The 12924-nt window shown below is 38.8% G+C and carries 12 protein-coding genes; 11 read left to right on the top strand and 1 reads right to left on the bottom strand.

Annotation, left to right across the window (positions count from 1 at the left end; genetic code table 11):
* Window positions 1-677: 677 nt before the first annotated feature.
* Window positions 678-2624: a BglG family transcription antiterminator gene (locus ACESSZ_RS11775; RefSeq protein WP_008690378.1), complete on the bottom strand. Its 1947-nt coding sequence runs from the start codon at window positions 2622-2624 to the stop codon at window positions 678-680.
* Between the two features lie 334 nt (window positions 2625-2958).
* On the opposite strand from ACESSZ_RS11775, the gene ACESSZ_RS11770 reads away from it, so the two are divergent.
* The 11 genes from ACESSZ_RS11770 (at window position 2959) to ACESSZ_RS11720 (ending at window position 12773) form a co-directional block, all read left to right on the top strand.
* Complete coding sequence (locus tag ACESSZ_RS11770; protein WP_008690379.1) at window positions 2959-3918, top strand: type I phosphomannose isomerase catalytic subunit; 960 nt, start codon at window positions 2959-2961, stop codon at window positions 3916-3918.
* A 5-nt stretch (window positions 3919-3923) separates the two neighbouring features.
* A complete protein-coding gene (locus ACESSZ_RS11765) occupies window positions 3924-4364 on the top strand; it encodes a PTS sugar transporter subunit IIA (RefSeq protein ID WP_008690380.1) in 441 nt (146 codons plus the stop codon).
* 19 nt (window positions 4365-4383) lie between these two features.
* Entirely contained in the window at window positions 4384-4698 is a 315-nt protein-coding gene (locus ACESSZ_RS11760) for a PTS fructose transporter subunit IIB (RefSeq protein WP_008690381.1), read from the top strand.
* 24 nt (window positions 4699-4722) lie between these two features.
* A complete protein-coding gene (locus ACESSZ_RS11755; RefSeq protein ID WP_008690382.1) occupies window positions 4723-5796 on the top strand; it encodes a PTS fructose transporter subunit IIC in 1074 nt (357 codons plus the stop codon).
* Window positions 5797-5805: 9 nt separating this feature from the next.
* On the top strand, window positions 5806-6951 hold the full coding sequence (locus ACESSZ_RS11750) for a mannitol dehydrogenase family protein (protein WP_008690383.1): 1146 nt from the start codon (window positions 5806-5808) through the stop codon (window positions 6949-6951).
* 39 nt (window positions 6952-6990) lie between these two features.
* Window positions 6991-7443, top strand: coding sequence for a DUF3284 domain-containing protein (locus tag ACESSZ_RS11745; protein WP_008690384.1), 453 nt, complete (start codon window positions 6991-6993; stop codon window positions 7441-7443).
* Window positions 7444-7447: 4 nt separating this feature from the next.
* Window positions 7448-8305: a ketose-bisphosphate aldolase gene (locus ACESSZ_RS11740; RefSeq protein WP_008690385.1), complete on the top strand. Its 858-nt coding sequence runs from the start codon at window positions 7448-7450 to the stop codon at window positions 8303-8305.
* Window positions 8306-8368: 63 nt separating this feature from the next.
* Window positions 8369-9643, top strand: a complete 1275-nt coding sequence (locus tag ACESSZ_RS11735; RefSeq protein ID WP_008690387.1) for a class II D-tagatose-bisphosphate aldolase non-catalytic subunit — start codon at window positions 8369-8371, stop codon at window positions 9641-9643.
* Between the two features lie 100 nt (window positions 9644-9743).
* Window positions 9744-10562 carry a transketolase gene (locus tag ACESSZ_RS11730; protein ID WP_008690388.1) on the top strand — a complete coding sequence of 273 codons (819 nt, stop codon included), beginning with the start codon at window positions 9744-9746 and terminating at the stop codon, window positions 10560-10562.
* On the top strand, window positions 10562-11479 hold the full coding sequence (locus ACESSZ_RS11725) for a transketolase family protein (RefSeq protein WP_008690389.1): 918 nt from the start codon (window positions 10562-10564) through the stop codon (window positions 11477-11479). Before ACESSZ_RS11730 ends, ACESSZ_RS11725 begins: the two co-directional genes overlap by 1 nt.
* Before the next feature lie 298 nt (window positions 11480-11777).
* Window positions 11778-12773, top strand: coding sequence for a YHYH domain-containing protein (locus ACESSZ_RS11720; RefSeq protein WP_008690390.1), 996 nt, complete (start codon window positions 11778-11780; stop codon window positions 12771-12773).
* The last annotated feature ends 151 nt before the right edge of the window (window positions 12774-12924 follow it).

Raw genomic sequence — 12924 nt, 5'->3', positions numbered from 1 at the left:
AAGTATTCTGTAAGAGGAAACGAAAAAGATGATGGGAAAGATAGAAATGGGGGTATACTATGTTGTGTATTTTGAGGTACGAAAAGTCTTGCTAGTAATAATTGTTAGCATGAATGTTAGATAGATTGTTAGCAAGATTAAAATAGTTCTTCTTTTCTTATAAAGATAATAAGCACAAAAAATTCACTTTTATTAGTTTTTAATATCGAATCATGATGTTTTATGTAAATAAAGTAGAAAAAATCAATTTATCATATAACTATAGTAAGCAAAACATGCTTTCTTGCTACTAATGATTGTTAGATAGATAGTTAGCAAGATGTTAGCAAGGATATTTATGATTGAGAGTAGAACCATTAAATTTTAAAGAGAATATGTGGATGATATAAAGTATGCAGTTATTGCATTTGCGAATGCTGATGGAGAAAAATTTATATAAGAATGATGACATTGTTACAGTAGGTGGTTTAATAGGTATTTCCGTCTTATATAATCAACACTTCGTAATTGTTTTTTAGCGTTTAAAGATCATAGAAAAAGGAATACTAAAGAATAACAACAAAAGGAAAAGGATTAATTTCTGTGCAATACAGAAATCAATCCTTCGTAACTGCTTGATTTAGCCTATTTACTTTAAGTCCAAATAATTGAGTACACTTCAAAGTGACTACTTTTTACTATTTCGATAATCTTTTACCATACAAAAGACCTAGCACTTCTTCACACGTTTCCGCTGCGGATATCTGCTCTATAAATTCATTAGCACTGATGAGATGATACAAATCCTTTAAAAGTTTTTTCATGATTTCCTTCTGTTCAAAAGATACTGCCGTAAAGAAGATGACACGCACCATATCTTCTTTCCAAAGAATAGGTTCTTCTAACGTGATAAGAACAATTGCGGTATGATTTACAAAAGTATCAAGTCCATGGGGAATGGCAATACCATTGCCAATTTCTGTAGAAGATATCTTTTCACGATTTAAGACACTTTGATAGAAGTCTTCGGTTATGTATCCCTTTTTTCGTAAGATATCATTTGCGGTTTTTAAAATTTCTTCTTTTGATTTACATTTCTGTTTCACTAAGATCGTATCACTGCTGATGGCTTGCAACAGGGAATAAAAGCGTGATTCCTTGACATCACGTATCAGCTTATCGTAGGTCTGCTTAATTTTTTGAATATCATTGCTGTCAGCTAATGGAGAAATGACGACTGAAGGTAAATCTGTTGATACTTCCATTGTTGAAATGATGAAATCAAAATCATGCAAGTATTTTTCTTTCAAATCTTGTATGTTGATTAATTCAATGACATCAAAGGTAGGCAGATTGATCTTAATTTGATTCTCAATCAATAAGGCATTCGCTAAGTTGCAGTTATACACAATGGCAATTTTTTTTGATAAGTTATGTCGTTCTAATGCTGCCTGAAAGTGAATGAGGATAAACCCGATTTCATCATCGGACAAGGTATACCCTAATTTCTTTTCCAGCACGCTGGAAGCAAGGGAAATGACACTGAACATGGCGGTAAACTGCTGCTTGATCTGAAGCAAAAAAGGATTGGTAATCTTAATGTTGTTTTTTAAGCGGGCAATCATAGGGACAAAATGATTAGATAAACCAGTCTTTAACAGCTCATCAGACATAAAGTCTACCGAGAAGATATCACCAATGGAAGTTATCAGTTCATTCACAATATCCTGTACAATAGGAGAATAGCCATCCTTGGCTTTTTGATCTTCATGATACACACCGGCAATCCTTGCATTTACCCAGCGAATATCTCGATCATTCATCGTAATGCCATGCGCATCTTTTAACCATTGGGTAATCTCCTCTGTGATAGGATAGGTCTTTAATATGTGCAGTTCGGTAACAACCGGACGGGCAGGTGCTTCTGTAATTCCATAACCTTTGCGAATTCTTGAGATAAAGATCGCATAGGTGACAAAAATCTGATTATAGTAATTGGTATCCAGATGAAAATTTAATTTATCCTGTGCCATCTGAATCATCTGACGACTGATGTTTTGACTTTCTTCATCCACATAACGAGATAAGATTGCCTGACAAGTCTTGCGGTCAATGACTTTATCTTGTTGCGACAAGGCCATGAGTTCATTGAAAATAAACTTCCGCTTGGCACTGCGAATCCGCTGTTCCTTACCGATGATGCGGGTCCCGCTTTTATCACGTTGTAAATAAAGATCCTGTTGCGAAAGATGCTGTTCGATTTTCTCCAAATCTTTCACGATGGAAGTGGAACTGACACAATAGGCATCCGACAGACGACGCACCGACACACATTCATCTTTCATCAATAATTTTTCAAGAATTTTATGTTGACGATTTTTACTTGTGGGTGTTTCATCTAAATCCTGCTGTATCGCTTCACGTAGCTTTGCGCGCTCTTCCATACTGCCTTCTAAGCGTATGCCAACACCATGGCGTGAAATTAACGCTACCTGATGATTTCGCATATAGTAGCGTAAATCGTTGATATAATTGGAGATGGTTTTGCTGGATACCATGAGCTTTTCGGCATAGTAGCTGGTCTTGTGGAAGTCTTCTTCTTCCAGCAGAAGATTAAGAAACAGCGTTAATTTCGATGATTTCATTGTGATTCTCCTTTCAGAATAAGGAATAGAGAAATCCCTAAGATATCATAAGATGAAATCTTGGAATCGGCTATTGCAAACTCTTTCCAGATGTTGTGGAAAAAAAGATACACGAACACGTGCAGTATCACTATCATAACATTTTTTTATGACATTTAAAGGGAGTTTTTGCATAAATACAGCATAATTTCTTGAAATCTTTCCCCTATAGGGGAAAGCATGGTGCCGGTAATTGCCGGTGTTTTTTTATTTCCGGAAGTTGTAGAAAAGAGTTGGTATTTCGCAAAAAAATTTCCCCTTTTACAATAGGGGCGTAAGAAAGGAGCGCAAGACAATGAGCAAGGAAATTCTGAAACTGAAATCCATGATGAAAGAGAAAGCATATGGCGGTACGCAGATTGCTGAATATTTGGGTTTAGCCCAAGATACCCATCAACGCATTGGTGAATATTGGATGATCAGTGCCCATGAACATGGAGAAAGCAGAATCTTACAAGAACCTTTTCAAGATATGCGTTTGAGCGAAGTGTATGAACAGCATCGTGAGTTGTTTGCTAATAGTAAACAGGAACACTTTCCCTTGTTAATCAAGATGAATGATGTATCATCCTCTCCATCCTTACAGGTACATCCCGATGATGCTTATGCACAAGCACATGAACATGCCACAGGAAAAAGTGAATTCTGTTTGTATCTGAAAACAGCACCGAACACAAAGCTCATCTATGGGCATACGGCCAAAACCAAAGAAGCCTTCTTGCAACGTATTGCCCAGGGTGAAATTGATGATTTGGTAATACGCAAACCAATTCATGATGGAGATGCTGCGTATATTCCTGCCGGTATCTTACATGGATGTGAAGGAAAGATGCTTGTGTATGAGGTTCAACAAAATTCTGATATCACATATCGCATTTACGATTATGACAATACGGATGCTTTCGGAAATAAACGACCTCTGCAAATTGCCAAGGCAGCAGATGTCGTATGCATCCCTCATAAAGATGCCCCACTTACTCCTACAATACAAAAAGAAAAAGCCTTTACCTGTATTACGTATTGTGACAATGACATCTTCACCATTCGTCAATATCAGATACAGGAAGCTGTGGACATCGTAAATGAAAGCTATGCATTGTTAACGATTCTTCAGGGTCAGGGATTACTTGAAACCAAGCAGGAAACACTGGATGTCAAAGCGGGAGATAATCTCATTGTCACATCACTTGCCAAGCGCTACACCTTGCAAGGGAGTATGCAAGTGATGGTTGCCATACCGAAGGAAAAGAGGTGAAACATGTGTTTACAAAGGAGATAGTAAACGTCAGTGATCAACAGTTTCAAGATAAAAGGGAAGTCATTTCTTATCTTGCGGACCTTGCGGATAAAGCGGGTAAGATTACCGATAAAAAAAGTTATGTTGAGGCTGTTTTGAAACGCGAAGAAGTAGTATCTACAGCCATTGGCTACAGCGTTGCCATACCGCATGGCGAAAGTGATGCGGTTAAGGATACCTTCGTGGCTTGTTTAAAGCTGAATCATCCTTTGCAATGGGATGAGGAACAGGTAAATTTGATCTTTATGATTGGAGTTCCATTAGCAAGCCGTAATGCAGAGCATTTGCGAATATTGGCAATGCTAAGTCGCCATTTGATCAAAGCGGATTTTCGCCAACAATTACAAGATGCGAAAACCAGTGAAGCATTTTATGACTGTATTTCCGTATTAGAAGAGGAATAAACGATAGGAGGAAAAAGAAATGAAAATCGTTGCCGTTGCCGCATGTACCACAGGTATTGCGCACACGTACATGGCACAGGAAGCCATTGAACAGGAATGTAAGAAAAGAGGTTATGACTACAAGGTAGAAACCCAAGGGGGCATGGGTATTGAAAATGAACTGGAGGAAGATGATATCGCCAGTGCAGATGCTGTCATTTTGGCAGTAGCCATCGGTATCGAAGGGGAAGAACGTTTTGAAGAAAAAGAAGAGGAAGGCAAGGTCATCACGATTGATCCTTCTGTAGTAATCAAAAATCCTGCTGAGATCATTGATCAGGCAGAAAAGCTCTAAAGAAGAGGAAAGAGAGGAAATCCTATGTTTAAAAATATTGGAAAAGATTTGGTAAAGGCGTTTAATACCGGTGTTTCATATTTTCTTCCAGCCGTTGTTATCGGTGGTGTCTTCTTAGCCATCGCCTTAGCAACCGGAGATGCCGGTGCCGAAGGAATGAAAGTCACCAATCCTTTCATGCAGAATTTGAATACGATTGGTTCTGCCGGTATGGCCATGATGATTCCTATGCTAGCTGGTTATATCGCTTATTCACTAGCTGGGAAACCGGGCTTAGCACCTGGTATGATTGCCGGTTATATCGCTAACAATCCCGTTGGTGAAAATAGTGTATCTACCGGTTTCTTAGGTGCGATGATCATGGGTATCTTTGTTGGTTATGTATGCAAATGGATCAAATCATGGAAGGTGAACACAACCATTAAAAGCATCATGCCAGTCTTGATCATTCCTATTCTATCAACACTGATTTGCTGTTTAGCTTATATGTATATCTTAGTTGGTCCATTAGGTGCTTTGATGAAAGCCTTGACCACGATGTTAAGCAATATGCAGGGCGGCAGCGCTATCCTGTTAGGAATCGTTATTGGATTGATGACAGCCTTTGATATGGGTGGACCTATTAATAAGACAGCTTCAGCATTTACCATGGCATTGATGGCAGAAGGTATTTATGGACCAAACGGTGCTTTCCGTGTTGCGGTTGCCATTCCTCCACTTGGACTAGCTTTATCAACATTCATTTCACGTAAAAAATATGATGATGCTGAAAAACAATTAGGTATTACCGCAGCCTTTATGGGATTGATTGGTATTACCGAAGGGGCAATTCCATTTGCTGTTAAGGATATCAAACATGTATTGCCAGCAATCTGTTTAGGTAGTGCGGTAGGTGCCGGCTTAGCAATGATGCATGCAATTGACTGTTATGTTCCTCATGGCGGTATGATCGTTGTAGCAGCTACCAGCAAGCCGCTGTTATACACCTTAGATATGGCAATCGGTGTCGTTGTGACAGCCATTGCATTGATGTTTATCAAACCGAATTTAGAGGATAAGAAAAAGAAAGCAGAAGCCAAAGCGGTAGAAACGAAATAGGGGAATCTTATGGCAAATGCAGTCATTCTTGGTGCAGGTAGATTGGGGAAGGGGTTTCTTGGAGAAACCCTTGCCAATGCACCACGCTGGCATACAACATTTTTAGATAAAGATGCCGGTGTTATCCAAAAACTAAATGAAACAGGCAGTTACCATGTGCAGGTCTATCGCAAGGAGTGCATAGAAGAACATGAGGTAAGCGGCTATGAGGCATATGAAACCCTGCTAGAGCCACAGGATTGCCATGCCATCGTATATGCCGATCTCTTGTTTCTTAGCATCTATCCCCAAGATTTTCCTGAGGCTATCGCATATGTAAAAGAAATCTTTAAGATGCGGGCAAAGACAAATCCCAATCAAAAGCTGAGCATGCTTTGTTTAACAAATAAAAACGGCATGATACCAATGATTCAAGATGCCTTTGTAAAAGATATGAACGAAGAGCTGCTGTCCTGGTTTATGCATCAGGTCGTCATACGGGATACTATCATTCGCCGCAGTACCGATGCCGATGATCATCGCTCGCTAAACATTCGTTCAACGGCAGTCTTGTCCTTATTGATACAACCGCCATTAACGATTGATATCGCAGATATTGAGTGGTTAGAGTTATGTGATGATATCGCCATGTTAAAGGATATTAAAGTATTCCTTGTGAATGGTCCTCATGCAGCCAGTGCTTATCTTGGTTGGTATCGAGGTTATACGACCATTAATGAACTATTGGAAGATGAAGATGGAGCAGCCTTTATTCAGGAAGTTACCAAAGAAATACGTGCCGGTATCCTGCAACAGTATCCCATCAGTGAAGAGCAGTTGGATAAGTTAAGTGTCTTTCCGAAAGCAAAAGGAGATATGCCGGATACGGTTTATCGGGTAGGAAAAGATCCACTGCGTAAGCTTAGCTATGATGATCGCTTATGTGGCAGTGCCCGTATGTGTAAAGCGCATCACTTACCTTATGAACATATCGTACAAGCGATTGCGTATGGTTTGCTTTATGATGAAAAAACGGATGAAGCTGCTATGCAGATGCAGATGCTCATTCAAGAAAAAGGCATCATTGAAGCGGTTCATCAAATATGCGGTTTCTCTTATCAAGAGGATTTGTTAAAGGAAATTTGTTCATGGTATGTACGTTTAAAAAATAAGTAATTCTTGCCCCTAAGAGCCAAGTGATGAGGAAAGATGAATATGAAAGTGAAAGTAAATGTCCATGTAAATGCGGCAGCTATCTATCGCATTTTATTAAAAGAGCTGCAAAAGGATATCAAACAACAGGTGAAGCTTGCGAAGCGTCCTGCCCAGCTGCATCAGGGCTATTCGTATACTCAAAAGCTAAAGTTTCATGATAAGGAATATCGCATTCCGGTAACAATAGAAGCACTACAGGAAGCACAATATTACAAGGTAAAGAGCCAATACCCTAAATATACACAGACAATTTCTTATCGCTTACAGCCATTGGATGAAAACTATACCTGTATCATCTATCAAGAAAAACTGCATGATGTGCATTTCGGTATTCGATTGCTAAGCTTTCTGAAAGGACATTTGTATCGCATGAAAATTGTTCAATATCTTCATCATTTGGAAGATGAGGCAAAGAAACAAAATGAAATTCATAGGAATCGAAAAGGAGAATAAAGATATGCTGATGAATATGCAAGAGCTGTTAACAATCGCACAAAAACATCATTTCGCGATTCCTGCCTTCAACATCGGCAGTCTGGAAATATTAAATGCTGTGAAGGAAGAAAGTGAAGCCTTACAAGCACCTGTGATTTATGAGATTCATCCTGATGAGCTTGCCTATTTGAAAGAACCTTTTATGAAAACGGTTCTGGAGGTTGCCCATACGACAAGTGTTCCCTGTGTCATCCATTTGGATCATGGCGCTAATCGCCAACAGATATTGCAAGCATTGCGTTGTGGTTTCACTTCCGTCATGATCGATGCATCCTCGTATCCTCTAGATGAAAACATCCGGCGAACAAAGGATATCTGTGAGCTTGTAAAGCCTCAGCATGTATCCGTGGAAGCTGAATTAGGAACGATAGGTGCGATTAGCAAGGAGCATGTCAGTGACATTCAATATAGTGATCCGGTAGCGGTGAAAACATTTGTGGATAAAACAGGTGTGGATACTTTAGCAGTTGCGATTGGCACTGCCCATGGCATTTATCCCACAAATTATAAACCAACGTTAAGGCTGGATGTTTTAAAAGCCATTCGCGAACAGGTGAACATCCCTTTGGTATTACATGGAGGCAGCAGCAACCCGGATGAAGAGATAACTCAGGCCGTCGCCTTAGGAATTTGTAAGATCAATATTTCCAGTGATGTAAAAACAGCATTCTTTACTGAAACAAAAAGATATTTAGCGCTTCATCCAGATGCATATGAGCCAAATGCGATATTTCCTTCGGCCATTCAGGCGGCGCGAAGTGTCATCGCTAATAAGATGCGTCTGTTAAACACCGTTGGGAAAGCATATTTATACAAATAAGCATATGCTTATCAAGCGTAACGGTGAAACATACAAAATAGGTAAAAAGAGGAGAAGAAAGATATGGAAAAGTTACCAATTAAAAAAGTAGTGGAAGGACTATTAAAATTACAAGATTCAGGAGATAGTGCAACGTTATTAGGCATAGGGCCAATGTCACCTAATTTATTACAGGCAAGTTTTGAAATCGCTAGAGATTATGATTTCCCTTTGATGTTCATTGCCAGTCGTAATCAGGTAGATGCCGATGCGTTAGGTGGCGGCTATGTGAATGGCTGGGATCAGAAACGTTTTAATGAAGATATTCGCAAGGTTGCGAATGAAGTAGGCTTTGATGGTTTGTACTATTTGTGTCGTGATCATGGTGGACCTTGGCAAAGAGATAATGAGCGTAATGCCCACCTGCCAGAAGAAGAAGCAATGAAATTAGCTCGTCAGTCTTACTTAGCTGATATTGAAAATGGTTTTGATTTATTGATGATCGACCCAACGAAGGACCCATTTGAAATTGGTAAAGTCATTCCTTTGGATGTGGTATTAAGTCGTACGGTTGATTTAATTGCCTATTGTGAAGAAGAACGTAAAAAACGCGGCTTACCGGAAATTGGCTATGAAGTTGGTACAGAGGAAACCAATGGTGGTTTAACTTCGACAGAAAAGTATCATGAATTTATCGAAAAGCTGGAAAAAGAATTAACTGCCAAAGGATTACCAATGCCAACTTTCATCGTTGGTCAGACAGGTACGTTAACAAGAAAAACAGAACAGGTAGGAACCTATAATTTCCATAACGCCTATGACCTAGCACAGATGGCGAAACAATATGGTGTAGGACTTAAGGAACATAATGCGGATTATTTGGATGATGTAACCTTACTGGAACATATTCCGGCAAATGTAACTGCCAGCAATGTAGCCCCACAGTATGGTACAGAAGAAACCCGTGCTTACTTAAAGCTGTGTGATGTAGAAAAAATCTTAGAAGAGGAAGGTTTGCTTGATGAAACTTCGGATTTAAGAAATACTTTGTTGGTAAAAGCAATCAAAACAGAACGTTGGAGAAAATGGATGATGGGAGAACAGCGTAATCTACAGGTAGAGGATATCTTAAAAGATGAAGCATTATCCTTAGAAATTCTTGATATCTCCGGTCATTATGCATTCAATGATGAAGATGTAAAAAAAGAATTACAGCAGCTTTATGCGAATTTGGCAAAATTCCATATCGATGGACAGCGCTTTGTTGTTGATCACATCAAACGTCCTTTACAGCAGTATGCCGAATGCTACAACCTAAAGGGAGTTACCAGCCGTATTCGTAAAGCCATTGAAAAATAATCTTAGGAGCTGGAAGCATCTTTCAGCTCTTCCTTTATAAACAGGTGTATCATGAGGAAGTATATGTATAACAACATGACAACAAGAAAGAAGGTAAGTTATGGATAAACAGGAATTAGTAGAACATGCCAGACAAATACGTAAGCATATTTTAAAACAGGTCTATACGGCACAAAGTGGACATCCGGGTGGAAGTCTGAGTGCAACAGATCTTGTGACGGCATTATATTTTCAAGAGATGGATATCACAGAAGCGAATGTAAACAGCATCGATCGTGATCGTTTCGTCTTAAGTAAAGGACATGCATCTCCTTTGTTATATGCGGTATTGTGTGAAAAAGGACTTCTTGATGAACGTGAATTATTGACATTTCGCAAGATAAACTCACGATTACAAGGACATCCCAACATGAAATATGTTGCCGGTGTTGATATGTCAACTGGCTCATTAGGTCAAGGAATCTCTGCAGCTGTTGGCATGGCACTGGGCAATAAGCTTGCCCAAAACCATCATCGTGTCTATGCGTTATTGGGCGATGGAGAATGTCAGGAAGGTGAAGTTTGGGAGGCTGCCATGGCAGCTGCACAGTATCAGCTGGATAATTTATGTGTCATCGTTGATCATAACCGTTTGCAGATTGATGGTGAGGTGGCAAAGGTTATGAATGTTGATTCTTTAGAAGAAAAATTTAAGGCATTTCATTTCCATGTTTTGACGGTAGATGGTCATGCGATGGATGAAATCTTATCGGCTTTATCAAAAGCTAGAGAAAATAAGGGAAGACCAACAGCCATCATTGCCAATACCGTGAAAGGAAAAGGCGTGTCCTTCATGGAAAATCAAGCAGGCTGGCATGGAACAGCCCCCAATAAAGAACAGTATGAACAAGCAATAAAGGAATTAGGAGGTGAGGCATAATGGCAAAGTGTGCAACAAGAGAGGCCTATGGAAAAGCGTTGGCACAGCTCATACAAGAGAATGAGCGAGTTATTGTTTTAGATGCGGATCTGGCAGGAAGTACCAAAACAAGCGAAGCGAAAAAGGTTTGTCCACAGCGTCATTTTGATGTTGGTATAGCGGAAGGAAATATGATGGGCATTGCGGCAGGTTTAGCGGCAAGCAAGTATATCGTCTTTGCGTCCAGCTTTGCGATGTTTGCGGCAGGAAGAGCCTTTGAACAAATTCGTAACAGCATTGGTTATCCTCATCTAAATGTGAAGATTTGCGCTACCCATGCAGGTCTAAGTGTAGGGGAAGATGGTGCTAGTCATCAGTGTAATGAAGATCTGGCATTAATGCGTGTGATTCCGGGAATGACAGTGATTCAGCCTTGTGATGAAGAGGAAACCAAACAGGCTATTCGAGCAGTAGCTAACATAGATGGACCTTGTTATGTTCGTCTTGGCAGAGGCAAAGTAGAGAGTGTATATGATGCATCTTATACATTTGAAATTGGGAAAGGCAATGTTTTACGTAAGGGGAAAAAGGTTGCCTTAGTGGCGAGTGGTATGATGGTACAAGAAGCTTTAAAAGCAGCTGCTATGTTGGAGGAAGCCCCTACTGTGGTAAACATTTCAACCATAAAACCATTAGATACCGCCTTAATAAAAGAATTGGCAAAAACCCATGATACGATCATCACTTGTGAAGAGCATAGTGTGATTGGCGGTTTAGGAAGTGCAGTATCGGATGTTGTGGCAAGCAGTGCGCATGCCTGTGTTGTAAAACATATCGGTGTACAGGATACCTTTGGAGAAAGTGGCGATGCACAAGCTTTATTTGAAAAGTATGGCATCAACGCAAAGGCAATTGTTAAAGCGGTACAGGATAGATAAGAGCATAGGAATATTAGAGAACATAAGCTGTGTGGTATGTAAGGCTTATGTTCTCTTTTCTATTTCACTTAAGTAGTTCTTTTAGAAACGAAGAACTCAATGGCGGATGTTTTTGTATAACATAGACAAAACAGTAATTGATAAACGTTTGATCTACATATACATGTATAAATAATAGGTGTTAATAAATAAACAGGTGAAATTATGTATAAAGAAACCCTTTACATTCCTATCTGTAATGAATAATTGTATAATAGATTAGAATCAAAAAGAATAGAAATTTCAGAGGGAGAAAGAAATGAAGAAAAAAGTATTATTCGCAGCAATGCTTTCAGCTACGCTGCTTGGCGCTACACAGGCGGTGAAAGCACATCCGGGAAGAACTGATGGAAATGGTTGTCACACCTGTCGTACCAATTGTGAAAAATGGGGATTGGCATATGGAGAATACCATTGTCATAATGGTAATAGCTCTGCATCTAGTTCGAATTCATCTAGCAATCAAACGAAACCGTCTACGAATACAACGACAAATAGTTATACCACGAGCAAGCCAACGGTCACTAAGCCAAAAATTGATTATAAAGCTATTGGTAAAAAAGAAGGTTATGCAGCTAAGATAAAGGAGCCAAACAGAAACTTAAAAAATATAAAGTATAAATACAAAGATAGTAATTATCGATCGGCATTTGACAAAGCATTTTTACAGGCTGAAAAAGAGTTACGTAAGAAAAGTGAAACGTTAGCCAAACAAAATGGGGAAAAAGATGCAATAACGACTGAAAAATATCAATTAGCAACTTTGCCTAAAAATATTATAAAAGAAGTATATACAAAACATTATAAAGAAGCATACGATGCAAAAGAAAAGCTAAAGCTGAATGAAATATATGCTATGGCAGACAAAGATGCTTTTACGAACATATATAATGAAGAGGAAGCAAAACGTAGTTTTGATTTAAAAAAATTTAGCAAACATTATATAAGCGAATACAATACTTATCGTGAGAACTACATCAAGGAGAAAAAGAATTTTTTAGAAATGAGTAAGACAAATGGTAAAGAAGACGCCAAAGAACATGAGGATAAAAATTACCAGTTTTTAGATTCTGTAAAAGATACGAAATTCTATAAAGAAGCGAAAGCGGCATATGATGCTTCTTATGATGATAATCTTGTGGAAGTAAATCCGATAGAATCAGCAATCATTTTAGGTGTTTTCATTATCATCATTTATGTTATTGTTCGTAAAATTAAAAAAATCATTAAGCGAAGAAAATTAGCAAAAGGATAAACATAAAAAGACTGTTTACATTGATATAATCCCATTAAAGTAACAACGTCAATACAGAAAACGTTGTCCACGGAGAGAGTGTAAAATAAACTGTGTAAGTTAAGAGCGTACGACTTAACGATACACAGTTTTTATATGCTTATGATACAAT

Source organism: Eubacterium sp. 3_1_31 (assembly GCF_964249515.1).
Classification (GTDB): domain Bacteria; phylum Bacillota_I; class Bacilli_A; order Erysipelotrichales; family Erysipelotrichaceae; genus Longicatena; species Longicatena caecimuris.
The sequence above is the reverse complement of the archived record's forward strand: the minus strand, read 5'-3'. Positions and strand labels throughout refer to the sequence as shown.